The sequence below is a fragment of the Lysinibacillus sp. OF-1 genome (assembly GCF_028356935.1).
In the GTDB taxonomy this organism is placed as follows: Bacteria; Bacillota; Bacilli; order Bacillales_A; family Planococcaceae; genus Lysinibacillus; species Lysinibacillus fusiformis_D.
Map to the genome: position 1 here is coordinate 4438520 of NZ_CP102798.1, position 26627 is coordinate 4465146.

General features: G+C 36.3%; 29 protein-coding genes and 1 pseudogene. 9 read left to right on the forward strand and 21 right to left on the reverse strand.

The window, feature by feature from the left end; all coding sequences use genetic code 11:
* Window positions 1-5: 5 nt before the first annotated feature.
* Complete coding sequence (locus NV349_RS21760; RefSeq protein ID WP_036128763.1) at window positions 6-947, forward strand: alpha/beta hydrolase; 942 nt, start codon at window positions 6-8, stop codon at window positions 945-947.
* A 344-nt stretch (window positions 948-1291) separates the two neighbouring features.
* Window positions 1292-2254 (forward strand): MerR family transcriptional regulator, encoded by a 963-nt coding sequence (locus tag NV349_RS21765; RefSeq protein ID WP_271911344.1) that lies wholly within the window; start codon window positions 1292-1294, stop codon window positions 2252-2254.
* A gap of 38 nt (window positions 2255-2292) precedes the next feature.
* Here the strand turns inward: NV349_RS21765 and NV349_RS21770 are convergent, their stop codons facing one another.
* Window positions 2293-3726, reverse strand: a complete 1434-nt coding sequence (locus NV349_RS21770) for an alpha/beta hydrolase family protein (RefSeq protein ID WP_141904194.1) — start codon at window positions 3724-3726, stop codon at window positions 2293-2295.
* A gap of 257 nt (window positions 3727-3983) precedes the next feature.
* Between NV349_RS21770 and NV349_RS21775 the strand changes: the two genes are divergently transcribed.
* Window positions 3984-4736, forward strand: a complete 753-nt coding sequence (locus NV349_RS21775) for an IclR family transcriptional regulator (RefSeq protein WP_036128768.1) — start codon at window positions 3984-3986, stop codon at window positions 4734-4736.
* A gap of 142 nt (window positions 4737-4878) precedes the next feature.
* Complete coding sequence (locus NV349_RS21780) at window positions 4879-5811, forward strand: aldo/keto reductase (RefSeq protein WP_036128769.1); 933 nt, start codon at window positions 4879-4881, stop codon at window positions 5809-5811.
* Between the two features lie 162 nt (window positions 5812-5973).
* On the opposite strand, the gene NV349_RS21785 is transcribed toward NV349_RS21780, so the two are convergent.
* The 6 genes from NV349_RS21785 to NV349_RS21810 all read right to left on the reverse strand — a co-directional run bounded on the left by NV349_RS21785 (window position 5974) and on the right by NV349_RS21810 (window position 8982).
* The gene (locus tag NV349_RS21785; protein ID WP_089933692.1) at window positions 5974-6912 is read right to left on the reverse strand and encodes a ring-cleaving dioxygenase; all 939 of its coding nucleotides are present in this window, start codon (window positions 6910-6912) and stop codon (window positions 5974-5976) included.
* A 73-nt stretch (window positions 6913-6985) separates the two neighbouring features.
* Window positions 6986-7579: an NADPH-dependent FMN reductase gene (locus NV349_RS21790; protein WP_271911347.1), complete on the reverse strand. Its 594-nt coding sequence runs from the start codon at window positions 7577-7579 to the stop codon at window positions 6986-6988.
* Window positions 7580-7717: 138 nt separating this feature from the next.
* Window positions 7718-8062: a YunG family protein gene (locus tag NV349_RS21795; protein ID WP_271911350.1), complete on the reverse strand. Its 345-nt coding sequence runs from the start codon at window positions 8060-8062 to the stop codon at window positions 7718-7720.
* 22 nt (window positions 8063-8084) lie between these two features.
* Complete coding sequence (locus NV349_RS21800) at window positions 8085-8336, reverse strand: GNAT family N-acetyltransferase (protein WP_271911352.1); 252 nt, start codon at window positions 8334-8336, stop codon at window positions 8085-8087.
* Window positions 8327-8548 carry a hypothetical protein gene (locus NV349_RS21805; protein WP_230593986.1) on the reverse strand — a complete coding sequence of 74 codons (222 nt, stop codon included), beginning with the start codon at window positions 8546-8548 and terminating at the stop codon, window positions 8327-8329. Before NV349_RS21805 ends, NV349_RS21800 begins: the two co-directional genes overlap by 10 nt.
* A gap of 14 nt (window positions 8549-8562) precedes the next feature.
* Window positions 8563-8982, reverse strand: a complete 420-nt coding sequence (locus NV349_RS21810; protein ID WP_036128778.1) for an Lrp/AsnC family transcriptional regulator — start codon at window positions 8980-8982, stop codon at window positions 8563-8565.
* Window positions 8983-9088: 106 nt separating this feature from the next.
* On the opposite strand from NV349_RS21810, the gene NV349_RS21815 reads away from it, so the two are divergent.
* Window positions 9089-9493 (forward strand): carboxymuconolactone decarboxylase family protein, encoded by a 405-nt coding sequence (locus tag NV349_RS21815; RefSeq protein ID WP_036128779.1) that lies wholly within the window; start codon window positions 9089-9091, stop codon window positions 9491-9493.
* 88 nt (window positions 9494-9581) lie between these two features.
* Here NV349_RS21815 and NV349_RS21820 read toward each other — a convergent pair whose 3' ends face one another.
* A complete protein-coding gene (locus NV349_RS21820) occupies window positions 9582-10001 on the reverse strand; it encodes an Rrf2 family transcriptional regulator (protein WP_036128781.1) in 420 nt (139 codons plus the stop codon).
* Window positions 10002-10103: 102 nt separating this feature from the next.
* Window positions 10104-10631, reverse strand: a complete 528-nt coding sequence (locus NV349_RS21825; protein ID WP_036128783.1) for a cupin domain-containing protein — start codon at window positions 10629-10631, stop codon at window positions 10104-10106.
* Between the two features lie 121 nt (window positions 10632-10752).
* On the opposite strand from NV349_RS21825, the gene NV349_RS21830 reads away from it, so the two are divergent.
* Window positions 10753-11211: an SMI1/KNR4 family protein gene (locus tag NV349_RS21830; protein WP_036128784.1), complete on the forward strand. Its 459-nt coding sequence runs from the start codon at window positions 10753-10755 to the stop codon at window positions 11209-11211.
* Window positions 11212-11242: 31 nt separating this feature from the next.
* Here the strand turns inward: NV349_RS21830 and NV349_RS21835 are convergent, their stop codons facing one another.
* The 7 genes from NV349_RS21835 to NV349_RS21865 form a co-directional block, all read right to left on the reverse strand.
* Complete coding sequence (locus NV349_RS21835; RefSeq protein ID WP_271911358.1) at window positions 11243-12364, reverse strand: serine hydrolase; 1122 nt, start codon at window positions 12362-12364, stop codon at window positions 11243-11245.
* Window positions 12365-12377: 13 nt separating this feature from the next.
* Window positions 12378-12896: a DUF4303 domain-containing protein gene (locus NV349_RS21840; RefSeq protein WP_271913643.1), complete on the reverse strand. Its 519-nt coding sequence runs from the start codon at window positions 12894-12896 to the stop codon at window positions 12378-12380.
* A 538-nt stretch (window positions 12897-13434) separates the two neighbouring features.
* Window positions 13435-13878: an SRPBCC family protein gene (locus tag NV349_RS21845; RefSeq protein WP_080717176.1), complete on the reverse strand. Its 444-nt coding sequence runs from the start codon at window positions 13876-13878 to the stop codon at window positions 13435-13437.
* A gap of 120 nt (window positions 13879-13998) precedes the next feature.
* Entirely contained in the window at window positions 13999-15147 is a 1149-nt protein-coding gene (locus NV349_RS21850; protein ID WP_058845238.1) for a sensor histidine kinase, read from the reverse strand.
* Window positions 15140-15832: a response regulator transcription factor gene (locus NV349_RS21855; protein ID WP_036128792.1), complete on the reverse strand. Its 693-nt coding sequence runs from the start codon at window positions 15830-15832 to the stop codon at window positions 15140-15142. The genes NV349_RS21850 and NV349_RS21855 overlap by 8 nt, the downstream gene beginning before the upstream one ends.
* A 204-nt stretch (window positions 15833-16036) precedes the next feature.
* Window positions 16037-16354 carry a hypothetical protein gene (locus NV349_RS21860; RefSeq protein ID WP_036128794.1) on the reverse strand — a complete coding sequence of 106 codons (318 nt, stop codon included), beginning with the start codon at window positions 16352-16354 and terminating at the stop codon, window positions 16037-16039.
* A 264-nt stretch (window positions 16355-16618) separates the two neighbouring features.
* The gene (locus tag NV349_RS21865; protein ID WP_271911364.1) at window positions 16619-18067 is read right to left on the reverse strand and encodes an Msr family ABC-F type ribosomal protection protein; all 1449 of its coding nucleotides are present in this window, start codon (window positions 18065-18067) and stop codon (window positions 16619-16621) included.
* A 537-nt stretch (window positions 18068-18604) separates the two neighbouring features.
* Here NV349_RS21865 and NV349_RS21870 point away from each other — a divergent pair.
* Window positions 18605-19444 (forward strand): YitT family protein, encoded by an 840-nt coding sequence (locus NV349_RS21870; RefSeq protein WP_036128798.1) that lies wholly within the window; start codon window positions 18605-18607, stop codon window positions 19442-19444.
* Window positions 19445-19494: 50 nt separating this feature from the next.
* Here NV349_RS21870 and NV349_RS21875 read toward each other — a convergent pair whose 3' ends face one another.
* Entirely contained in the window at window positions 19495-20403 is a 909-nt protein-coding gene (locus NV349_RS21875; RefSeq protein ID WP_089933688.1) for a D-alanine--D-alanine ligase, read from the reverse strand.
* Between the two features lie 4 nt (window positions 20404-20407).
* Window positions 20408-21855: pseudogene (locus NV349_RS21880) on the reverse strand (aminotransferase-like domain-containing protein).
* Window positions 21856-22153: 298 nt separating this feature from the next.
* Here NV349_RS21880 and NV349_RS21885 point away from each other — a divergent pair.
* Both NV349_RS21885 and NV349_RS21890 read left to right on the forward strand, forming a co-directional pair.
* On the forward strand, window positions 22154-22936 hold the full coding sequence (locus NV349_RS21885; RefSeq protein WP_058845234.1) for an ABC transporter ATP-binding protein: 783 nt from the start codon (window positions 22154-22156) through the stop codon (window positions 22934-22936).
* On the forward strand, window positions 22933-24555 hold the full coding sequence (locus NV349_RS21890; RefSeq protein ID WP_089933685.1) for a hypothetical protein: 1623 nt from the start codon (window positions 22933-22935) through the stop codon (window positions 24553-24555). Before NV349_RS21885 ends, NV349_RS21890 begins: the two co-directional genes overlap by 4 nt.
* Before the next feature lie 46 nt (window positions 24556-24601).
* Here NV349_RS21890 and NV349_RS21895 read toward each other — a convergent pair whose 3' ends face one another.
* From NV349_RS21895 to NV349_RS21905, 3 genes are read right to left on the reverse strand one after another with little or no spacing between them, the layout of a single operon-like run.
* Complete coding sequence (locus NV349_RS21895) at window positions 24602-25216, reverse strand: ABC-2 transporter permease (protein WP_036128808.1); 615 nt, start codon at window positions 25214-25216, stop codon at window positions 24602-24604.
* A gap of 4 nt (window positions 25217-25220) precedes the next feature.
* Window positions 25221-26078 carry an ABC transporter ATP-binding protein gene (locus NV349_RS21900; RefSeq protein WP_058845232.1) on the reverse strand — a complete coding sequence of 286 codons (858 nt, stop codon included), beginning with the start codon at window positions 26076-26078 and terminating at the stop codon, window positions 25221-25223.
* Window positions 26078-26455: a GntR family transcriptional regulator gene (locus NV349_RS21905; RefSeq protein WP_036128812.1), complete on the reverse strand. Its 378-nt coding sequence runs from the start codon at window positions 26453-26455 to the stop codon at window positions 26078-26080. Before NV349_RS21905 ends, NV349_RS21900 begins: the two co-directional genes overlap by 1 nt.
* Window positions 26456-26627 lie beyond the last annotated feature (172 nt).

Consider the following 26627-nt stretch of genomic DNA (forward strand, 5'->3'; position numbering starts at 1 on the left):
TTTATATGACGATTAATAATCGAGTACTACCAGAATTAAGACAGGCTTACTCACAGTTTCCGGGCTTTCGTCTGCAGGAAGATTTAGCGTGGAGTCGCAGCCTCTTAGTCCAGCCACCATTAGAAAAGTCAAAACTTGTGCACACGACGAATTGCATGATTCCTAGAGGAGATGGAGGTGAAATGCTAGTTAAAATTTATGAACCAATTGAACGAAACCGTGATAAACTTCCAGCTATGCTTTGGATTCATGGTGGTGGTTTCGTTATGGGACACCCCGATATGGATGATCTTCTATGTGAACGTTTTGTTCAGACCGCTAACTGCGTTGTCGTTTCTGTTGATTATCGACTTGCTCCTGAGCATCCTTATCCAGCCGCGATTGAAGATTGTTATGCAGGGTTAGTATGGATGACAGCTGAGGCTCCATCACTAGGCATTGATGTTAAACGAGTGGCAATTGCTGGTGCAAGTGGTGGCGGAGGGCTAACAGCAGCACTAGCATTAATGGCTCGCGATAAGGGAGGGCCTTCAATTATATTTCAAATGCCATTATATCCAATGCTTGATAACCGAAATGAAACGCCATCTAGCTATGAGATTACCGATGCTCATGCAACATGGAGTAGATCAAATAATTTGACCGCTTGGCGTATGTACTTAGGAGAAGAAAAGGACACCAACGAACTTTCTCCGTATGCGGTTCCTTCAAGAGCAGATAATTTAGCAGGATTACCACCAACCTATACATGTATAGGTCAACTTGATTTATTTCGAGATGAAACCTTTGATTATGTAACACGTCTTGCCCAAGCAGGAGTAGATGTTGAAATGAATCTCTACCCTGGTAGCTTTCATTGCTTTGAAGTCTTTGTACCTGAAGCCGAGGTAAGTCAGCGTGCAAGTCAGAACTATTTAGATGCAATGGCTCGCGCTCTTCACCCTTAGTCTACCTTACTGAAAATGTGAAATAGCCCTTATCATAGTCGTTAAGTAGTTCAGTTGCAATCATAATTGGCAGGAGCATAATTTTCTAAATGAAAGTTGCTGCTCTTGGAATGTTTGAATATGAAAATTTAAAATGCGAAAATGCTTTGACGATATTTTCGCATTTTATAATTATAACAATTTAGTTATGATGACCTTGTTGATAAAAACTTCACAGCTATGCAAGTCCAATTCCTCAATTTATGGCAAGTTTATCGTAAAATAAAATAATGACTTTTTTTATCATCAAATGAACTATGATGTTAAAATTACTATAAAGTGATCCAATCAGGAGGTGTAATCATTTGGAAGAAAAATATACTATAGGTGAAACAGCTAAAATAATAGGTTCTACTATAAAAACAGTTCGTTACTATGATGAAATTGGGTTGCTAAAACCTACAAGTTATACTGATGGTGGACATCGATTATACACAGTGAAAGATATATGGCGTCTTGAAATGATTACAAACCTGCGTTATTTGGATTTTGGAATTGATGATATAAGCAAAATGATATCTGAGGAGCTATCAGTCACTAGAATACTTGATTGGCAGATTGAATCGATGGAAACACAGGTTAATACGCTTATGGATATGATATCAATTTTGCGTCAAGCAAAGGAACATAATGGGGATTCATTGCAGTGTATTCATGATTTAGTGAATGCACGAACAATTAAAGCTGAAAATAAAAAACAATTTATCGATAAAAAAGTGCAAGAAATACAATTCTTAAATGGCATTCCAAAAGAGTGGAAAGATTCGTTTTTTTATTATTTTGACAAATACATTATTAATCAGGTGAAAGGCTCCGCCAAACAAACCGCTGCTTGGCATGAGTTGCAGGAGCTCATAAATGATCCGCAGTTTATAAAAGACCTGAAAAATACTGAATTTCTGTACATGAATATTGTTCATCAGCCAAAATACAATGCTACAACACTGGTCAGAAAGCTCGAAAACATCCATGATCGATTGAATAAGGCGTTGAAACAAAAATCGCCTGCCAGCAGTCCGGTTGTACAGGCCATTGTCGATGATACTGCTAGGCTGTATGCGAACTCAGAGCATTTGGACAATAAAGAAGATTACTTCCATTACTTTGTAAAATATATTCAAAGAACCAAAACCAAACGACTCGAACGATGCGAAATATTATGTGCCATTCTAAGTCCACAATACTACCAACTCTCAAAAGCTAATCAATTACTATTTCAAGGAATAGAATGGCGACTTGAACATATGGAAAATTCAGAAGGCGAATAATTGAGGGGCTAAACACCCTCAACTATTCACCTTAGCTGTCAACCTTTCTGTAACGTAAATTCTGGATAATCCCCAATATTTTGCTCTAATAGTTTAAATGGCTGTTGCTTTAAATAATGATTAAAGAAATCCAATGAATAGTCGTTAATCAGATGATAAGCCTTTTGGATGTCGACCCCTTCCATCCGTTCATAAAGTGGTGAAAACAGGTATAAATCAGAGAAGCCCATATGCTTCATATCTTTAATCTTCATCCAATAGTTCCCACCCACAGTTACATACTCATACCGTGGCAAAGTTTCGTTTACAAACTCGATGAACTCCTCACTATCCGTTTCCTTCGCTTCTCTGATTGAGTCATCAGCACTCATCATCATAAATGGCTTCTTCAGCCCCTCCGTAGGAACTCGGAGTTTTCCATATAGAACGCCGTCCATATTAAGAGCTGCTTTTATTCTTGAATCTGTCATTAGCATTTGGGTGCTCGTTGCCCCACCAAAGGAATGGCCAAACATACCTATATTCTCCATATCCATTCGACCTGTAAAACGGTTTTCAGAATCATTTTGGGCCAGCTGCTCTACTTGATCCAGCACAAATTTAGCATCTTCAACCCAACCTTCATTTGCTTTATCTAAATATGCAATTGATTCCGTTTTTTGTGGGACGTAATTTGCTATACGACCATCAGAAAAAACTGAGGCCGTGCTACTGTAGGTGTGATCTATACCTACCACGATATAGCCTTGACTGACTAATTGCTCAATTTGAAAAGTGTTCTGATTTTTATGCCCACTAAAGCCATGAGAGAAAAGGAGTACCGGATAGGTTGTTTCCTGATTAGAAATCTCAGCGTTCTCAATAGCATGTGTTTTGACATAACCAAAATTTGCGAATAAAAACTTCGGTAAATTTAGAATTTTACTATACCCCTCTGCAAAAACAGCAGAATCGGAAATATAAGGAGCCGTATTACCTTTAGCATTCGTATCAGCAGGATACCAGATTTGTACCATTAATTCGCGTTTGTCGCCAAGCTCTGGTGTGAGAGTCTCTTCCCTCTTAGTATCTTCCCAATCGTAGGTGACTGTTCCAATTTGGTACGGACCCGCTGGCTTTTCAAAGGTAAATACCGGAAGAACGATAGGCAGACTAACTGCTATGGCAGAATAAAGTACAGCTAATGTTGAATTCAGAACAACGCGTAATCGGCGCATACTTGATTGTTGTTCTTTTTGAACTTTTGGGTTAAAAAAGTGCCTTATCACAACAACAACGAGAAAAAATAATGTCATCAAATAAGTCGGTATCATTTGCCACCGCATCCCTTCAATGATTCCATGGACAAGTAGAAATAGCATAGACATACCACCAGCTATCAGTATTCCTCGCTGTGACTTGTTTCTACCAAAAACTAACCAACCTAGTAAAACAATATTAAAGATGACATAAAACAATTCAATAGACCTCATAATAAAAACCTCCTTGTTTTTTGATCTTGCTGATTCAAATCAAAGTGTATTACCTCCAGTAAGAGGAGAATCAACAATCAATACAAAAAAACACTGACATTTTTTATAATTGTCCACCATTTTACAAATTTAAGGTTGTATATTATTAAAATAAAAATTGAGCAGTTATAAAAAATTGTCTTTATAATATCAATAAAGAACTATGAATATTTCACAGGTACAGGTTAAATTATTTTAGAAGTTAGGAGAGGACAGAAATGGATTCCTATGAAGTATCGACATTAAAAAAGGGCCTTTTGATATTGGATATATTACGACAAAAGCATGCTCTTACATTGACTGAAATTATGGAAGAGTTATCACTGAATAAGACATCGGTTTTTCGCATGCTTTATACTTTGGAAAAAATGAATTATGTTAATAAATATAATAAATACTATCAATTAAATCCTCATATTTTTAGAGATGAACATCTATATTGGCATCAAGATATTGAATGGACTTCCCTTGTAGCACCCTATCAATTAGCCCGACAAGAAGAAATAACTACTTATATTGGTATTTTAGAAGATTGTGAAATGGTGATAAAAAATGTCATCAGGGAGCCATTTGAACAACCTTTTTTTCAAGCAATCGATACTCGAACACCCATGCATTCAAGTGCACTTGGAAAAGTAGTCTTAGCTCACCTACCCATAGAAACGCAACATGACATGTTAAATAGTATAAGACTTCATCCACTTACATCAAAAACCTTCTATGATTATGGTTTATTAATTCCTCACTTACAGGTTATTAAAGCACAAGGATACGCTGTTGATAATGAAGAAACCAATCTAGGTAAATGTTGTATTGCAGTACCTATCTATGTCAATAAAGAAGTAATAGGTGCCATTGCCCTACACGGTTCGACGGAGCAAATAAAGAAAGCGGCCATTCGTTCTTTTGTAAAAAAATTAGTCGAGGCAAGTAAAAAATTAACAGCGGAAATTGATTATCTTTTAACATAGTTTTGTATCTTAGAAGATTAATAAGCTATGCTCCTTTGCAATAAAAATGCTTTTGCTTCTATATATGAAACTATTAGTATAGATGTTTGTAAAAATAGGTTTTTATCCTATTCTTGTTATAGAAAAACGAGGAGGTAAGAAGATGAAATTCCATACATTAAAGAAAACTAATATCCGTATTTCAGAAATTGGTCTTGGAACAAATGCTGTTGGTGGTCATAATTTATTTGAAAGCTTAAATGAACAAGATGGAAAGGAGCTAGTGACAACAGCCCTAGATCTTGGAATAACTTTTATTGATACAGCAGACATTTATGGTAAAGGGCGTTCAGAGGAAATCGTTGGGGATGTTTTGAAAAACTATCGTAGGGAAGATTTCGTTTTGGCAACAAAGGCAGCTAAACGTTGGTTTGAAGATGGTACAGTAACAGTAGATAATCATCCAAAATATCTACGACAAGCTTTTGAAAATAGCTTAAATCGCCTCCAATTGGATTATGTAGATCTATACTATTTGCACTTCCCTGATAACGAAACACCCCTTGTTGAATCGATTGGAGAATTATCGCGCTTAAAAGAAGAAGGTAAAATCGGAGCAATAGGAATTTCTAACGTAACATTAGATCAATTAATCGAAGCAAATATGCATAATGATATTTCAGTCTTACAATCTCCTTATAATATGTTAAACCGTTCAGCCGAACAAGATTTACTGCCATACTGTATAAAAAATGATATTTCATTTATTCCTTATGGACCACTCTCATATGGTCTACTTGGTGGCAAGTATACAAAAGATTTTAAACTAGGCGCAGGGGACTGGCGAGTTTCAAACCCTTTATTCCACGGTGAACTGTTTGAACAAACATTAGTTAAAGTAGAGGCGTTAAAGGAAGTAGCAGCAGAAAAACAAACAACATTACCAAATCTGGCTCTTGCTTGGTTATTAGCCCAAGACGGTGTTGATGCCGTTATCCCAGGAGGAAAGCATAAAAGCCAAGTAGCTATCAATGTGGAAGCAACGGATGTCCTGTTAACAAATGAAGATTTAATGAAAATAGAAGGAATTTTATAATAAAAAATGAGAAAAGAGAGGATTTTTGCAAATTCGCTCTTTTCTCATTTTTATTATATTTTAGCTTTGTGCTCTATCGCAATTTTAGCGTAGTTTGACTGTGCAATTCTGCTAACAGCCTGTCATTTTCTTGGATTATTGGAAATTAAGCGACTCCTCTTCTTAATCCAATTTACGCACTTTAATCGGGATTAATGTTCTTTCTAATTGTTCACGATGCTGTTCGTACTGAAGTGGCAACATTAATTGGCTACCCATTGTCTCAGGTGTTTCGTCATGAGCAAATCCAGGAGGATCTGTAGCGATTTCAAATAGAATTTCGCCAGGCTCACGGAAATAAATCGCATTGAAATAATTACGATCTTTGACTTCCGTTACATGCTGTCCATGGTTCATCACATACTCTTGCCATTCTAAATGATCCGTATTATCTTGAGCTCTCCACGCAATATGGTGAACCGTTCCTACACCCATTTGACCACGTACACCTGCTACTGTTTTTAAATCTACAGTATTACCAATAGCTGCACTTGATTTATAACGAGTATAGTCACCCTCTGTCGCTACCTGTTCAAGGCCCATCACTTCTGTTAAAACTTTTGCCGTTTCTTCAGGATGACTTGAGTATAGTGTAGCTCCACCAAAACCTTTAATAGCAACCTCGGGTGTTACCTCACCAAATGTCCATTCATTGAGCTCGCCTTCCGCACGTGCAACGAGTTCAATATGCAAACCATGTGGGTCGTCCAATTGAATGACTTGCTCACCAAAGCGTTCAGCTTTTTGGAAGGGAATCGAGAATTTTGCTAAGCGATTAATCCAAAATGGAAGTGCCCCTTCTGGTACAACATACGTTGTAACGCCAACTTGGCCATCACCAATACGTCCTTGATAAGCATCTGCCCAAGGGAAGAAGGTAATGATTGTGCCTGGTTTTCCACCTTTATCGCCAAAATATAAATGATATGTGCCAGGATCATCAAAGTTTACAGTTTGCTTCACTAAACGTAAGCCCAACACACCTGCGTAAAAATCAATATTCTCTTGTGGATGCCCTACGATGGCTGTGATATGGTGAATACCTGCTGTATGTTTTTTCATGTTAACAAGCCCTTTCGACTATTTTTCTCACCTTTACTGTGCCCAACTACGTCCTACCTCAAACTGGATAAGCTTAGCGAATTGTATATAAAGCTTTAGACCATGGGATTAATTGATCTAACATTTGGTCCACTGAATCTGATTGTACTTCCTTTGGTTTAAAGTCTGTTCCATTTTCAAAATCTGTGAATAAGGATAATGCTGGGTGAACACGTACATCTGCAATTAATAGCTCTCCCATAATGCCACGTAGATGTTCTGCTGCACGAGCTCCACCTACAGAACCATATGAAACGATTCCTGCTGCCTTGTTATTCCACTCAACACGTAAATAGTCTAGTGCATTTTTTAAGGCCCCTGTAATAGAGTGATTATATTCTTGTACGATAAACACAAATCCATCTTGTTTAGCAATAATTTCTGACCAAGCCTGTGCACCCGAAGCATCTTGCCCTGGTTCGCCTAATAATGGCAATTTATAATCAGCAATATCGATCACTGTATAGTTTGCGTCACCACGTAGATCTGCAATTTCCTTTACCCATTGTGCTACTTGAGGGCTTACACGTCCCTCACGTGTCGATCCAATAATAATACCGATATTTAATTCTGCCATTGTTTGTTCCTCCTCTTTTTTTGAACTAAATAATTTATTCAAAAAACCCATAATTGTACCTCCTGACGAAAGCTAAAGGTTCGAATTCATTTATCTCGAAATTATTTATCTTGAATTCGAGATAATAATAACACGATATTTTTATCAACGTCAACAACTTTGTTTTTAAATTTAAAAAGGCAGAGAAAATTAACTCTCTACCTTCCCTAAAAGCTTATAAACCTGTGATTTTAAATAGCTATATTGCCCATCATTGGTATCATGAAAAGCCTCATTCCTATTTGAATCAATATCCTGATAGTCGATTATGTATGAAAATTGCTCCTCCGTAAAATCCATTCTTACGCCATTAATGACATTATAAAAGTGCCAGCCCTCCTTGAGAAATGTCTTTCTAATTTCTCCGCCAAGAATATCCTGCACCACTAATGAAGTAACGCCACATTGCCCTTTTGCAAGGTTATCCAAGCTCCATTTAGAACTTGATTGGCTTGACCATAATTTTCTTAAAGCGTTTAAAATGTCTTTTTTCATGCTATAACTCCTCTCAAACACTTTAAAATGGGACTTCATCCATTTTTATTGGTGTTGAGTTCCCTGTAATCCAATCATCTTTAATAGCACTATAGACAATACTATCTGTCACGGTACCGTCCTCATTTTCCCAAGCATTTCTTAAATAGCCCTCTTTCACAAAGCCAGCCTTACTAAAGCATTTTCGCATCCCCATATTATCGGCTCTAGTATAGCCTTCAATACGAATCTTACCTTTTTCGCCAAATAGATCAATGAAGTGCTTTAACACCATATCCTTACTTCCACATGAATAAAAAGAATCCCGACTTTTTCCCCTTCCTCAAGTAGCCAATGTGTTTCACGATCGTTCTTATAGTAACCCTCCACATATGCAGCTCGAATGGACTCTTCTTTTACCAGTGGATTCGTGTGATACAACCATTTATTTTGAGTGAGTAACTGTACTAAATCATCAATTTCTTCTTCAAATAATTTGAATTCCATTAATAGCTCCTTTCTTAAATGTCCTCACATATATCAGAAAAAATAAAATTGGTTTTTGTATGTGCATATGGCTGTAATACATCAATAAACTGCTCAACATCAGAAAAAGTTTGAAAATGCCCTTTTAATAAAAAACATGCCTCACCTGATATTCGATAACAAAAATCTATCGTTGTATACGTCTTAATAAGATCTTTAAAATCTGCATAGCGGTTGTTTTTTATTGTCGCCTCAATGATAGCCTCAACTGGATAGCCTAATGCCTTTTTATTAATAGCCAAAGTATATTTTTTTATGACTTCCTGTTCCTCTAATTGCCGTACTCTTTCACGAACAGCTGGTGCCGATAAATGTACTCGTCTCCCTAATTCACTCATAGAAATACGACTATCCTCCTTTAATTCTTTCAGTATCCTTTCATTAATGAAATCCATTATGGCAATACCCCTTCTTTTTAAAAGGAAACGATTATAATTTCCTTCGAATTCGCATGTTAACTTCGTTATTCATATTTTACACTAATGAAAGGAGGGATGTTTGATGACACTTATTCATTTACACGACAAGGGCTTAACGCCATTTCAACAACTATTAGGCTATAACGAGGGAATTCAGCTGCACTGGCAACAGTTGGGGGAGGTACTCGAAAAAGACGGGCATCTATCCGCTTCATTAAAAGAAGAGGTTCGAAAAACATTAGCTCAAAAAAATGGCTGTCAGTATTGTAAGGCAAAAGGCAAACCAGATCCACAATACTATGATGAGAAAACAGCCGTATGTACAGGTTTTGCAGAAGCATTCTTAGCTTCAAAAGGTCACACTGCGGCCAATGTCACAGCTGTATTAAAGGATTATTTAACAGCAGCCGAGATTAGCGAGCTACTAGCATTTATTTGCTTCGCGACAGCACAGCAATATTTTGGTGCTCTTATGCAATTAAAATAACGGAACTAGGGGTCTTCCCTAGTTCCTATCCACCAATTTGAACGTTCTATCCATCACATTTAGTGCTGTATCCACCGCTTTATGCATGCTATCCATCTAAATCGATTTTATTAGCTATATCTATAATAAATTGCTTACTAAGCTCCTCTTTCATATTATTCTCAGCATCCACCATCACTTGTTCAATGAGACAGCCTTGATGATGAAAGACATCTTCATGATCTGAAGCACAACTAAATAATGAGGTTTGTCCTTCAATCGCATAAATCACATCTAAGAAAGAAATTTCTTGTGGACGCTTAGAAATACGGTAACCACCGTTGACACCTGGATTCGACTCAATTAAACCTGCCTTCACAAGCTTTGTTAATATTTTCGAAAGATAGGTTGGTGATAATTTCTGCATTTCTGCTAGAGACTCTACGCTCATTGATTTCCCTTTAGGATTGAGCGTTAAAAACACCATCGTATGTAACGCATAATTTGTTGCTTTTGAATATTTCATCATTAATCACCTCCATTCAGGACTATTACTATCTGTAATTAAAACACATTCTACCATATATCAAGAAAAAAGCATGTTTTGCAGAAAAACACGCTTTATGATTTCTTATTCACGCTGCCCATAGCCTTCTTCTTCAGCCATGGCATCAGCCTTTGTCGTATGAACAGTTCCAAATGGATGGTTTGGTGGTGCATAAATTGTGTAAAGCTTTAGCGGTTTATTGCCTATATTCGTAACATTATGCCATGTCCCTGCTGGCACCATAATGGCCATATCTTCAGACACGTGTCTTTGGAAGTTTAAATAATCTTTACTTGGTCCCATCTGTGTAACGCCATGCCCTTCCTCAATACAAATAAATTGATCGACGTGAGGGTGTACTTCTAAGCCAATATCTTCCCCAACGTTAAGGCTCATCACAGTTACTTGTAAGTGTGGCCCTGTCCATAGTACTGTTCGATAATTTTTGTTGTGCTTTGTAGTCTCTTCAATGTTGACAACGAATGGTCCTGATCCAAAATCATTCTGGACATTACTTCTTGGCACTCGTTCTTCCTGATTTGGATAGGCCCAATAAACAGGTTGATAACCGTAATTATACAGTAGATAATTACCGTAATAAGGGTGGTACATGTAACTCAATCCTCTCATACATGATAACGCTATATTATGCAGTTGAATGAAAGAAGGTACTCCGTTTGCACGTTGAATTATTAATGGAGTGCTATTTATAAACAGATTGGAGGTAGCTGCCATGTACGCTAGATTAGCAGAAATGCTAGCAAGTACTACGGCGATTAAATGGTTTCCTGGACATGATGTTGAAGATGATTGGATTGTAGAAGCTGAAGTTGAATTAGGGTTCAGCTTACCACCATCCTATTGCTGGTGGTTAAAAAATTATGGCAATGGGCAACTGAATGGTGGATCTATTCTCACAATCGGTCAACCAGCATACAGAGACATCGATCATACAGATATTCTTTATATACATCGTCTTAACTTGGCTGACAAGGATTGGTGTAAACAATATCCGAATAGGTTAGATTTATTTGTTCCAGACGCAGACGAACTATATTTTTTTAATACATCATCAAAAGATGAACATGGTGAGTTTTCAGTTATGTGCTTTGACTTATTGAATGACATGATTTATGAATATGCTTCTACTTTCTCAAAGTTTCTCGAAAAATTAATGGATGAACGGAGCTAATAGTGTGAGTTGCCATATCTATAGAGGCAACTCACAACTCAGAAAACTCCCTTTTAAGACGCTTGCGAAACTTATCATCTGTCAGAAATTTCAATTGAAAACTATTCATACTATTAGATAGTTTAATTTGTTCCATTGTATTTAAGTCGTTAGCAAAAAGGGCAATTTCCGTTTGATTCCCTTCTTTATCTTCCGCATAGGCTGCTAGTGTTAAGACAAATGCAGTCGATCCACCCTTTTGACCTGCATGTGTTAGCCATTCTTGATTTTTAGGATTCTGCATCAACTGTTCCATTACGGGATCTAAGTATTTATGTACCTCTGCAATGAAGAAGTTTTTATTATTCAATTTTTCTAAAATAGAGATGTAATCGTTTGTAGTGGCCCTTATTAAACGGTCAGACCATATCTTTTGAAAATCTATATTGAGCAGTTTTTGTGCCTCTGCTTTCTCCTCGTAAGTCAAAGGTTGCTCTATCCAACTGGCGTGAATAGACGATGCACGCTCACGATATTCAGCCATATCCATTTCTTGCAAAGCCGCTAATGTTTCTTTTTTCGTTAAATTTTTTTCTTTCAAGACTTGAACCGGGATATGGAGTGCACTGACGATTGGATATAATGGTTCATGATCCTCTACATGTAGCTGTGTAAGCACATCATTAATCGCTTGAAAACCTAATACATGCATTAAATATTCCGTATTCGCATTGGAACTATAAGCAATCATACCACTTGCGACTTCACTTAAAGGTACATGATCCACACCCTGAAGGTTTAACTGCGCTAACCATGCTTCATGTGCACCTCCATCCGTTTTAGGAATATAAAATACCTCTAACTCCTTTAGATCGACCTGTTGCTGAGGATTAATGCGACCCTCTGCTGCTTGCTGTGCATAGGCTATAGCGACGATGATTTTAACTGTACTTGCTAATGGCAGCTGTTCCTTAGTGTTTAATTCCACCCAATATTGTTGATTGCGTTGAATGGCTACGGAAACATTTTTATCAGCTCTATGTTCCTTTATAAATTGAACAATATATTCTGGGTCGTCCTTCTTAATCTCTTTTTGAAACTTCCAAAAGACAATACCTATTACTAACCCTGCACAAATTAAAATGCCACCCATCATCCAATATAATTTTTTCACTTTCATCCCTCCATCACTCGTCTGCTTCCACCAACCATTGCTGCAATGCTGTAGACGACTGGTTTAATTGCAACGCTATTTCTATGTTTACTTCATCTGGGGGCATCACTTCCACGAGTATACAAATAGCGTCTCTTGTTTGATTCAAGGCAAATAGTCCCTCCTCATCAAGCTTTTTCATGGCTAATTCCATTGCTGTTAGCCGGAATGTCAATTCTTGCTGCCATTTTTCACCCCCAAGGACATTGATATTAGGTCGCTCATTCAAGTACTGACATACATTTGTAAAATACTCTTCACCGAAGCAACAATAAGGAGAATCTGCATAAGACCATTTGATAAGAGCAGCCATTTCAGATTGAGAGTTGTTGCTATTTCTTGCCTGTTTAGTAGCTTCCCGCTCCAATGCTTCCCACGACCAAGCTGAAACGTTCGGAGCATGCCCTTCGCCAGTTGTATATAGCGTACAGTAATAGTCCCGCTCACCATTTTTAAATAAATTCAGAAATGATTTTCTTGCAGCATTAACAATTTCCTCTACTAAAGTCTCCGGTAGGCATCATAACTATGAATATCTCCTTTAACTTGCTTTAGGTATATAGAACGTGTTATCGACGGATAGCACCTTTTTCAATTTGATAGTAAGACACAAAAAACCATCTCTAATCTTCATTTAGGTGGTTTTAAATGTTTCAATTTAGTCATCGACCCTTCTTGAGAAATAAGACTAATGCTAATGAAGCCAAAAAGAATAAACTTAGATGGAAACTAACCAAATTAGCAATGTATTGAATGTAATAATGAGTATTAAGTATTGTACTTTGTTGTCGCATTAAAGTAGAAATAATTGTTGGACTAAATAACGAAATAACAGCGATAACAATTATACAACTTGAAAACATTTTCTTATCCAAAAAATCACCTACCAATTCTGTTCAGAAGTATCTATAGGTTTTTGAATAAGATGCTCCCACTAGTTTTCCTGCAACTCCACTCCCAAGACTCATCTCTCCTATAGTGGTAGCAGCATTTAATAAAGTTTAAGGTCATTGCATTGTAAGCTACATACACTAATGAATTAACGAAGCTCTTAAACTGCTAATGCCATTTTCTAAATATCCTTTGAGGCATGTTAACATATAAACCCAACCCTCTTTTTGCCCCATCATTTTTGCCATAATCTCTGGGTCATGGGCATTAAACCCTGACTCTACTACAGTAATAATGGTTTCGCCTTGTAATTCTTCAAGAGTGATGGTAACCATCGTCACTTCACCATGCTCTTCACCCCATACAAACATAATTTTTTCATTAGCCTCCATTTCCAGCACAGTGATTACACCCTCAGCATGATACTCATCATATCTAAGCGTAATCCTTTTACCCGCTCCCCATCTTTCAGAGCTATCAGAGAACCAATAATGCCCAATTTCAGTAGGAGAAATAATGGCTTCAAAAACTTTATGGACTGGCTGCCTGATTTTTAATTTCGTCGTCACATCCGTATTCATCATCGATCATCATCCTTTTTGTAATATTTATCTACACATTCTTCGCCAAATTTTCCCTTTTACCTCTCTAATAATAAAAATTGACTAAAAAAGTGTGATTCCCCTAATGGTAAAATCACACTTTTATATTGGTAAAATGATCTCAAATGTTGTACCGACATTTAATGTACTTTGGACGTTTACTTTCCCATGATGCTTTTCAACGATGGTTCTGACAATAGATAAACCTAACCCAGAGCCACCCAACTCACGGGCTCGGGAGTGATCGACACGGTAAAACGGCTCAAAAATATAGTGTAGCTGATCATTTGGTATCCCAATTCCTGAATCTGTAATTGTAATATGAGTAGCTCCATTCTTAACCTGTCCACGAACTTCAACCATTCCATTCTTGTGGTTGTACTTAATCGCATTTTCAATCATATTAGAAAAAACTCTATAGAGTAATGTTTGATTTCCCGTTATCGTTTTCACGTCAATATCTACAGAAATAGCGATATTTTTTTCTATACATAAAGGCTGTAATTCTTGTGTAATCGTGTCTAACATTGCTTTGAGCTCAATATCATCAGAAAAATGTTCCGTTTGCTCATAAGCTAATGTTAACAGATCGTTCACAACCTGGATGAGCCTTTGTGTGCCTTGCTCTGTCACCTCTAAATTTTCCTTATAATCTTCTACTGTTGGTGATTTTTCCAGTTTTAAAACCTGGATACCTGCCTTCATGGTTGTTAGTGGTGTTTTCAATTCATGTGCTGCATTTGCGGCAAAGCTCTTTTGGTACAGAAACGATTTTTCTAGTCGATCTAGCATGTGATTAAATGAAGCTGTAAGATCCCCTATTTCATCTTTTGTAGAAATATGTTCGATACGTTGAGCTAAATTATGTTCGCTTATATTTCCGATTTTTTGACTAAGATCATGAACTGGCTTTAAAGCTCGACCAGCCACTACATAAATGGTAGCTATCCCTGCTACAATAATAATTAACATCCATATGACACTCTGATTGATAAATTTCTTTTTCGCTTCTCTTACATCCGTAATCTTTATTTGAGCAACGATATCATGATTCATCTTGGTTTCTACTGTCGCCTCATCTATGATTTCTTTGTGAAGCCTATTTTCTTGATTGAGTATCGTTGTCGTAATAGGTTGAACAATTTTTTCCTCGGCACTATAAATGGATAGGAACGTTAACAAAATTGTAACCACTACAAAAATACAGCCAGTTAAAAGGGTCAGCCTCATTCTTAATGTTAAGTTATTCATATGAACCTCTATCATTTTCTGCAATGATATAACCTTGTCCTCGGATTGTCTGAATCACTTCTATTTCCCCCAAAACATCTGCCATTTTTTTTCGTAATGAATGGATATGGAACTTGAGTGAATTTGAAAATAAATCCGTTTCACTGTCCCATACATGCTCTATCAACTCCTCTGAGCTAATGACTTTATTTTGATGTAGCATGAGATATTCTAGAATAGCATATTCCTTTTTGGTAACATGTATCATCTCACCATCCACTAAAACTATTTTCTTTGAGCTATCAAGTGTTATATTTTCAAAAGATATAATGGCGCTTTTTTGACTAAAAGACCGCCTTAATAAGTTGCGTATACGCGCATCCAACTCTTGAAAATCAAAGGGCTTTATTAAATAATCATTGGCTCCACAATCAAGACCCAATATTTTATCATGAATAGCTGAACGTGCTGAAAGGATAAGTATTTTCACATCCTCGCTCTGAACTCGAATCTGCTCTAACACCTCTATGCCATCCATTTTGGGTAGGTTTAAGTCCAATATAATAAGGTCATATTCATTGATTTCGAATAATTCTAATGCTTCCTTACCATCAAAAGCTGTATCAACGGCATAGCCAGATTTCTTTAACCCTTTAGAGATGATCCTGGATAAGACAGCCTCATCTTCGACCAATAAAAGTTTCATTCGTTCTATCCACCTTTAAAAATCAGACTTTTTTAACGACCCGTTAGTTTCATAAATTTTGCTAACAAACAAGTCCTACCCCTTTGTACTAGAATAGCCTACTTGAATGAGCTTTTAAAATAATTTAAGTCAACTAACACTTGTCTCTTTTACCTTTACATAGTAAGAAGCTTGTTTTGAAAGATCAAAACAAGCTTCTTTTCATTACTTATCCTTTTCCCCGCCATCAACTATTGTAGTTGTCATCATCACAGCACCCTCAGGAATAGCTGGCATTTCACCAGGTTCAAAGGTTTTTACGCTCACTTTGACTGATTCTTTTTCATCTACTTTTGTTTTTTTCATTAACAAGCCTTTAGGAACCTCCTTTTTCTCCCCAGGCTTAAGTATCTTCACATCAGCCTTGATTGATTGTGCCCCTTTTTCATTCTCATCATTTGAAGAAGCTAATGCAGAAAATGAAAAACCACCTGTTAATAAACCTAATGCTAGTGTTCCTACCCCTAATGCTCTTAATTTCATAAATATCCCTCCAAGAAAATGATTTGTAACAATGGTTACAGACCAAGTATATCGATTGCTAGGTTAGAGGAGGGTTAGATTTTATAATAATTGATGATTTCTTTTACATTCCTATAATGTTCAAAATTTCGCTGACACATTTGTTTTGAATATTGATCATCATTCCTTTTTATAGTGTATTGACTTTTTTATATACTCTTCTTATGAATATAAATTCAATAAAAAAGGTGCGATTCTCCTGCTGATAGAATCGCACCTTCCCATTTAAAATATTTTATTACTTTCTATAGTAAACTGTAAATCTGCTACATTTGCGATAAAATTCTTATCATGTGTCACGAAGATGATTGTTCCCTCATAAGCCATTATAAATTGCTCTAGCGCCTCTAATGCTTGAATATCTAAGAAGTTGGTTGGCTCATCCAGTAACAGTATATTAAAGTTCCCCAAAAACAGATAACAAAGCTGGAGTCGTATCGCTTCACCACCGCTTAATAACTTCACACTTTTTTGTATATCATTTCCTACAAACTGCATGGAATTTAGAACACTTCGTAGAAAACCCTCATCGTAATCAGAACGATTTTTTAAAAATTGGAGGACCGTTTCCTCACTTTTAAATTGGTAGCTCATCTGATGAAAATAGCCTATTTTGGCCTTAGGGGAAATGGTTAACCCATCCCCATAGTTTGCAATATGTTGTAGTAATGTACTTTTTCCACAACCGTTACTACCTGCAAGCGCAACCTTTTTACCTAATGGTATTTGGAAGTTCACTTTATTCAATAGTAGTTTCCCTGGTACGTGTAAAGTGAATTGCTCTGCCATAATCGGAAATTTATTGTGTAGTTCCAAAGCTTTCGATTGTCGAAAAACTATTTTTCTCTCTACCTGTACCGCATCTACTTTCTGAAGCTTCTCTATTCGATGTTCTATCGCTTTGGCTGCACGTTGTACGCTTTTTTGACTCGTACCTTTGGACTTTGTCATAAACATACGATTCGGTTTTGCATGAGCTTCTCTTTTTGACATGCTCCCTGCTTGGGTAATTTTTTCAGCTTTTCTCATTTTTTTATCAACAGCTTGTTCAAGACGACTTCTTTCCTTCAAGTATAAGTCATGCGCCTGACTTTGTTGATCTCGCTCTACCTGCTTTTGCTGAGCATAATTACTATAATTTCCAGAATAAATATTTATTCTGCCCCCATCAACCTCCCAGATCGTTGTGACCAATTCATCTAGTACAGCACGATCATGGCTAATTAGTACAAGCGCTCCATAATAATAACGCAATTCATCCAGTAAAAACGAAATACCCTCTTGATCTAAATGTGTTGTTGGTTCATCAATGAGCAGTGCTTCCTCATAAGAAGAAAGTAATTGTGCTAACTTCAATCTCGTTTGCTCCCCACCACTTAGTCCTTCAGAATATGGAGGAACAGCTAATTTTCCTAATAACTGTGCCTCTACCTCTACGAACGTTGGTGCTTCCATTTGTTCAAAATATCCAAAATGAACATGACTCTTTAACATCCCACTCGTCGGCTGAATTTTGCTAGCAAGTAACTTCATTAATGTACTTTTTCCAGCACCATTTTTCCCAACGATGCCGATCCGATCGAATTGGTGAATAGCTAATTTTTCAATGTTTAAAATTTCTTTATCTAAATAATTTACGATTACATGCTCTAATTCAAAGCAAATTTTCTCCATATTGCTACCTCCCGAAAATAAATCATTTCGTATCGATAGCTATGGTATCGATACGAGCTTTTAGTTAAAGCCCGTATCAAAAGAATAATAGCATATGCATTCTACCTTCCCCCTTATTGGGTAAATAAAAAACACAGACAATGTGCCTGTGATCTAAGTAACTGAGATATATTAGGAAAGTTGGCTCACTAAATAAAGGCGTGAGCTCCCTTTGTTGTGTTATGAAAGATGATTAAAAAAGGACAGACTATCCCGTATACTCTGGTTTCACAAACAGAGTTATTGACCCTATTCAGTTATTGGTTCAAAAAGGTAAAACGTAGTCTCATTGAATAGCCCATTTTTTTAATCCTCCTTAAAAGTGTTATGATTATTATAAATATTTTTCCCAATTAGTCAAGGTCTCCCAGACTAAAGACATACAAAAAAAGGTCGATATATCATAAATGAACATTACAAAAAGTATATCATTTGGTGAAAACCTGATATAGTATGGATTTAAGAAAAAATCTAAATTGATATGGTGGTGTTATGTGAATGAAAAAATACGTAATGGATATTTTAATGATTATGCTTGGATCACTGCTCTTTGCCCTTGCAGTTAACTTATTTGTCATTCCGAATGATTTGGGTGAAGGCGGCGTAACAGGCTTAACAATTATTGCCTATTATCTTTTCGGATGGTCTCCGAGTATTGTCAGCTTTATCATGAATGCAGCTTTACTAATGGTTGGCTATAAATTCCTAAATAGACAAACAACAATCTATACTATCATTGCGGTCTCTTTCCATTCTTTATTCTTACATTTAACAGAATCTTGGTCTATTTCCTCAGATGAGATTATCGTAAATACGATTTTTGGTGGCGTATTTGCCGGGGTTGGTATCGGCTTAATTATTAGAGTTGGTGGTACAACAGCAGGTTCTACGATTTTAGCTAGAATTACCAACAAATACCTTGGTTGGAGTATTAGCTATGGACTTTTATTCTTTGATTTAATTGTTGCTTTTTCATCTTATTTTATCATCGGTGCAGAGGCTTTAATGCTAACGATTATTATGCTCTATGTTGGTACAAAGGTGATGGAATTTGTGATTGAGGGCGTTAACCCTAAAAAAGCTGTTACCATTATCTCAAAGAAACCAGAAGACATTGCTGGACAGGTGACTGCTTATATGAACCGTGGAGTTACAGTTCTTTCAGGTCATGGCTATTATACAAAGGAACAAAAAGAAATTCTGTATATCGTCATTAGTAAACAAGAAGTTGTGAAGCTCAAAAAAATTGTCAAAGAAGTCGATAAAGATGCCTTTATTGCCATTCATGATGTAAGGGACGTTTTTGGAGAAGGCTTTATTGAACTAGCAAAATCTTAAGACAGTCAAAACACCTTTTGTAAGTTACAACAAAAAGGTGTTTTTTCTATTTACCTATTTCTATCGATCTGTAAGGAGCTTTCAATAATACTGTCCAATAGTGCTGGATAACTGATGCCAGCAGCCAGTGCACTTTTTGGTAGAAGGCTATTTTGCGTCATCCCAGGCAATGTATTAACCTCTAACACATAAGGGACGCCATCCTTAATTAACATATCTACTCTAGCATAAACACTGCATCTTAAAGTCTTGTAGCTTAGCATCGCAGCTTTTGCCACACGATCATGAATCGCAAGTGGGAGTTCCACAGGCTCCTCTATTGTAGAAGCATCATCATATTTCGCCTGGTAGTCAAAAAATACTGCCGTATGTTTGATTGAAAGGACTGGCAAAAGCTTCTCATTGAGGATTGGGCATGTAATTTCGTCACCAATCAAGTACTGCTCAATAATGATTTCGTTATCCCACCTAAATACCTCTGCTACAGCAGTCAATAAGGCACTCTGATTATGGACAATTTGAACACCTACACTAGAGCCACCAGCATTTGGTTTCACTACAAGCGGATAACCAATAAGTTCTATATCCTGTAAGGGCAGCTCCTCTCCTTTGATGAGATGTATCCAATCTGGTGTTGCGACACCTTCATATCGCAATATTTTTTTAGCCATATTTTTATCCATGCACAAGCTACTTGCTAGAAGACCACTTCCTGTATAAGGAATACCCAATGTTTCTAGTACCCCTTGAATCGTACCATCCTCCCCAAACTTTCCATGCAGTGCTAACAAAGCGACATCAATGCCACGCACCTTATCAATTACCTCTTTGTTGTCATCTAAAGTAATGGCAACAACCTCATATTTTTGCTTATCTAATTGAGCGACCATTTCTTTACCTGTCATAATGGAAACCTCCTTTTCAGAGGAAGTACCTCCCATAATTACGCCAACCTTCATTTTCTCAACCCCTCTTATCATTTTTCAATGTATCACCTATGATTTGAATACCACGAACAATATCGTCATCTGCTAAACGAGAAAAACCTAAACGAAATGTATTACTGCCTTTCCCATTTGTGAAAAATACATCTCCTGGGTAAAACACTACGCCCTTGTCATAGCACTTCTCCAGTAGCAGACGTGCATCAATTCCCTCTTCTAGCTCTATAAAAAGATGGAGCCCACCATCTCCTGTGATTCTACTAAACGGAATGAATTGCATACAGGCTTGACGAGCAAGCTCATATTTTTTTTATAGACAGACCTTGCCTTCTTTAAATATTTTTCAAAATAGCCATCCTGCAAATATTGATATAATACCGCCTGATCGAGTGTTGACGTATGAATCGTTCGAGCTCTTTTCATGCTTTCTAAGCAGTCGATTAACGCCTTATCTGCTAAAATCCAGCCAACACGTAAGCCTGGGAAAAGTATTTTAGAAAAGCTGCCAATATAGACAATGTTATTACCTTTACCACTAAAAGCGATCAGCGGCGCCAAATGAGCGCTTAAATACCTTAATTCCTCATTAAAGCCATCCTCTACGACGGGAATTTGATATTTTGCAAAAAGCTGAAAAATAGCATTCCGTTTTTCTGAGGAAGTAACAATTCCAGTAGGATTATGATAAGACGGAATGAGATAGGCAAAATCAAATTCTTTTGCTGCTAAGGCTTTTTCCACCTGGTCCATATCAATACCATCATCTTTCATATCAATGCCATGTATCTCTAACCCATGCAAACGGAAAAGCTTTAATGCTGCGTGGTGTGTAGGATTTTCACATAGTACACGCCCTGATTTTTTAGCTAAAGAGGACAATAAAATATCTAGCCCCTCTGTAAAACCATTTGTAATGACAATATCTTTATTAGAAATGTCTACACCCTTCAATTCCATATAACTGAGAAGATAGTCAATTAAAGGCTTATAGCCCTTTGCATAGCCATAGTTTAAGACAACATCTCCTTCAATCGACATTCTTGTAAGAAACGCCCTTTTGAAATTTTCAACATCAAAAAGCTTTTCTTCCGGGGCAATACTAGTGAAGGAGATCATTCCTTTTTGCCACTGTATATCTTGTCGTAATAAATCAATTTCATCTGCTAATAAAGTGGTTGCATTCAGCCTTTGCTTCCAGTCCATTTCAATAGACGCTGTTTTCAATGGCGTGACCTTCCCTACAAAATGCCCTATTCCCTTCTTTGCATAGATGATGCCATCTAGCTCTAATTCGGCATATGCGTTCAAGACCGTATTTCTACTGATTGATAATAGCTTACTAAGTTCACGGGTAGATGGAAGCTTTTGATGTTCTAACAGATGCCCTTTGACAATCATATCTTGAACATAATCCTTCAATTGCACATAAACCGGACGTTCATCCATAAGCTTAAAATCACTAAACACTTCCTAACCCCCTTGCTTCATTTTTTCATAACCCTTGCCAACCTAAAAGGTCCACCTATTATGTAATTTCCAGTTAGAGTGGTTGCTCCTCTTTCTATCATATTTCAATAGTATGGTGTGTATATCAAGAAAACCCTACGCTATGTAGCATGAAATATAGGAGTTTAAAATTTATCATATACAGTTAGACAAAGCTAGAAACGAACTGTTTTCATTTTAACAAGAGGAATAACCTCCTGTTTATTATGCTATAGTGTATTTATGGGTAATTTTTCAAAAATTAGAAAGGAGCTATGAAATGGATGAAATTTTAACGATTACGAATTTAACGAAGAGTTATGGAAACAAAGAAATCTTGAGGGGGATTGACCTTCATGCAGCTAGAGGGGAAATCATCGGTTACATTGGTCCTAATGGCGCTGGTAAAAGTACGACTGTAAAACTTATTCTAGGGCTAGAAGGTGATTATGGCGGAGAAATTAAGCTCTTTGGAAAAAGCATAGGGCAAGATCATATTGATTATAAACGAAAAATTGGCTACGTTCCCGAAATCGCTGATGTTTATGACAATTTAACAGGCTATGAGTATTTAACCTTTATTGGACAGCTTTATGGTTTAGAGCTAGAAGAGGCGGCTGACAAATCCAAATCACTAATGGAATTATTCGGGGTTGGTGAAGCATACCATTCTAGAATTTCCTCCTATTCAAAGGGTATGCGCCAAAAACTACTCATCATTGCAAGCCTTATACATAATCCAGACCTACTATTTTTAGACGAACCTATCAATGGCTTAGATGCAAACAGTGTCATGATTTTTAAAGAAATTTTAACGCAGCTGGCTGCCAACGGAAAAACCATATTTTACTCATCTCATATTATGGATGTGGTTGAAAAAATCAGTAGCCGTATCATTCTTCTGTATGAAGGAAAAATTGCAGCAGACGGAACATTTGCCCAACTACAAGCAGATAATACCGAAGGAACATTAGAAAGAATTTTTAACCAGTTAACTGGATTTCATGAGCATCAGGAAATCGGAGAGAAATTTGTGTCCATCGTCCGAGGAGTTCAATCATGACAGATTTCAAAACGCTACAATTGCTTGATAAATTCCGACTGCTCTTTGTAAAAATGGGCATTGATTATGACGTGATGAGAAAAATTCTTCATATTAAATTAACGATGGATGAACGTAAAGTACCAACAATATTTAATCAGAATAAAAAGAAAGAGAACCAAAAATACGGCTATATTAAATCATTGTGGATTTATGTTTTATTTGGACTTGTACTCATCCCACTTATGGGATTTGGTGAAAACTTTCTTTTTCAACTGAGTATTGCCTATGCCATGATCATATTTTTAATTATGACATCCCTGATTTCTGATTTTTCTTCTGTACTTTTAGATGTACGGGATAAAAGCATACTTTCAACCAAGCCTATTTCAGCTAAAACAATCAATGCAGCTAAATTTATGCATATTTTTATTTACTTATCTTATTTAACACTTGCCTTAACAGCTATCCCACTGATAGTCAGCCTTTTTACTCAAGGAATTGTATTTTTTATTTTAACGGGTCTTGAGATTCTACTCATGAATTTACTGATTGTGGCATTCACAGCCATTTTGTATATTGCTATTTTACGCTTCTTTGATGGCGAAAAACTGAAGGATATGATTAACTATGTACAAATTGCTTTGTCACTCATGCTGATGATTGGCTATCAGGTTCTTATTCGATCCTTTGAATTCGTCGATTTAAATATGACCGTAACATTTCATTGGTGGAGCCTCTTCCTTGTACCGATGTGGTTTGCCGCTCCATATGAATTAATACTACATGGTGATACATCTTTATTAACAGTCATCTACAGTATTTTAGCACTGATTATTCCTATAATCTCAATAGGAATCTACATCAAGCTCATTCCAACCTTTGAACGCAATCTTCAAAAGCTACTTAGTACAAGTAAATCAAAAAAAGAGAAGAACAACCGACTTAAGTCCTTTCTATTAACACTCGTGTGTAGCACACATGAAGAACGAGCTTTCTATCGCTTTGCCACTCTTATGATGAAGCAGGAGCGAGAGTTTAAGCTAAAGGTCTATCCGTCTTTAGGTTTTTCATTTATTATTCCTTTTATTTTCATGTTTACGTTTAATAGGTCCGAAGAAGTTGATTATGCTCTTAGTATGAGTTACTTAAATATTTACTTTAGTATGCTCATTATTCCTTCTGCTGTGCTTTTTCTTGGTCACTCTGCTAAATATAAAGCGGCGTGGATTTATAAAACACTCCCGCTTAAAGATTATACAGACTTACAAAAAGGTAGCTTGAAGGCATTTTTAATCAAATTGTATATTCCGTTATTTTTAGTACTAAGTGTAATCTTTAGCTATATTTACGGCATTCGAATTATCCCAGATTTACTAGTAGTTTTAGTAACAAGCTGGTTGTATACTATTATTTGTTTCGTCACGATGAGCAATAAAATACCTTTTACTAAACCATATGATGAAGTTGGAGATGCTCAAGGCTGGAAAACTATGTTGTTATTCATCCCTTTAGGTATGCTGGCAGGTCTACATTATTTAATTGCTAGTCAGGTACCATTCGGCTCTACTGTATATTTCATTGTGCTTCTCCTCATCAATATCGTGATATGGAAGCTGGTTTTTAAATCGGAAAAATAACTACAAAACGGCTTGAGTCCCTTAATAGGATTCAGCCGTTTTTTCATTAAAAAGCCTTTCGCTCATAAATACGTATAGACAGTAACCATGACCCCGTATATAAGATAATAATGATGACTGTTGCAATGAGATATAGTTGTAGTTCCTGTACCGCCATAAATTTTTGTACAAGGGCTCTTACTTGATTATTAAAGTCCGGAACAAAATAATTTACCATCACCATATAAATTCCAAATAAAGTTACACTAACAATAGCTAAGTGCTTTGTTTTAAATTGATAGGATATCGGCAGAATAAATGACATCGCAATCATGACTAATCCCATAATTAGTAGTATTTCTTTCCACAGTACTAATACTTCTTGCCCGTTCAAAAGAAAGTCGAGCAGATACGTATAGCACATAAATAACCCTGTAAAAATGAATGCCCCAATATATTTTGAACTGACAATTTCCTTCCTTGTATAGGGTAATGAATTCAGTAAAATATTAGCATTATCTTTTTCATCACTGGAAAATGCATTCATAATAAAAACAATACTATAAACAAATACGATAAATACTGGAGAAACACTGACCAATAAGTAAAGTATAATAGTAGCTATGTAGATGATAAGCATGTTTTTTTGAATTAAAATATCCTTCAGAATAAGGTTCACCATATCCTTATCTCCCCTTTTTTGTATAATACATAATGTCTTCAAGCGTAGGTTTTTCGACGACAACGGCATCTCCAAATATTGTGGCCACTCTATGTTTATGAGCTGTCAGTGCTTCAAAACCTCTGTTTGTTTTGCGAATGGCCAAGAACTCCTGCTCTGTTTCACGATCTAATAGCTCAAGCGTTCCCTTGACGATAGCGTAATCCTCTTCAATTTTATAAAACTCCTTCGTGAAGATATGCTCGCCATTATGAATAAAGGTAATATAATCTGCAATACGATCTAAATCTGTTGTAATATGTGTAGAGAAAAATATAGTTTTGTGTTCATCTTGCATTAACTCATGTAAAATATTTAGAAGCTCTCTACGAAATATAGGATCAAGACCTGATGTTGGCTCATCCATAATGATTAATTCAGCATGATGAGCTAAAGCCATGGCTAATGATGCCTTCATCTTCATCCCCTTTGAGAATGTCTTCATATTTTTGTTCAATGGCAGTTCAAACTGATTAATATAATGTTGAAATGTTTTTTCATCCCAGTTTTTATAAGCTGGTTTAATGATCCTTTTCATATCCTTTAGCGTAATATTTTCATAAAAAATATTGTCATCATAGACAAAACCGATGCGTTCTTTTATTTCCTTTTCGTTTCCCTTATAGGGCTTACCAAAAATAGAGATAGTCCCGCTATCCTGCTGCATTAAATTCATAATCATTTTAATCGTCGTCGATTTTCCTGCCCCATTTCCACCAATAAACCCTGTCACAAAACCCTTTTTAACTTTGATCGAAAGATCCTTTATTTCAAACCCATTAAAGGATTTTTGTATATGCTGTAATTCAATAACATTTTCCATCACTCATCCTCCGTATACAATAAAGTAAGCATTTCCTTTAACTCTATTAAGCTAATATTCATTTCCTTCGCATTTTGAATCGCCACCAACAACTTTTCCTCAATGGCCTTCATTTTTCTTTCCTTCATCATTTCTGTATTTTGTTCAGAGATGAACGAGCCTTTCCCAACAATAGAGTAAATAAAGCCGTTTTTTTCAAGTTCTTCATAAGCACGCTTTGTTGTGATGACACTAATTTCCAAATCTTTTGCTAGTTGACGCATGGAGGGTAATGGTTGGCCCTCTTGTAATTCACCCGTTAAGATTCGTTTTTTGATTTGTGCATATATTTGTTCATAAATAGGCTCTTTTGAACTGTTAGAAATAATAATTTGCATGCAAATACCTCTTTTGAAATATTGTATATATACTTTATATACAATATATACACATTTACAGTTATTTGCAAGTAAAAATTTCCTTTTAGTTAACCTGAGAAGATAGTTACCTGCAAACACCAAAAAAGCATATAGCCTAATGAATGACTATATGCCCTAAAACTTAAAATAT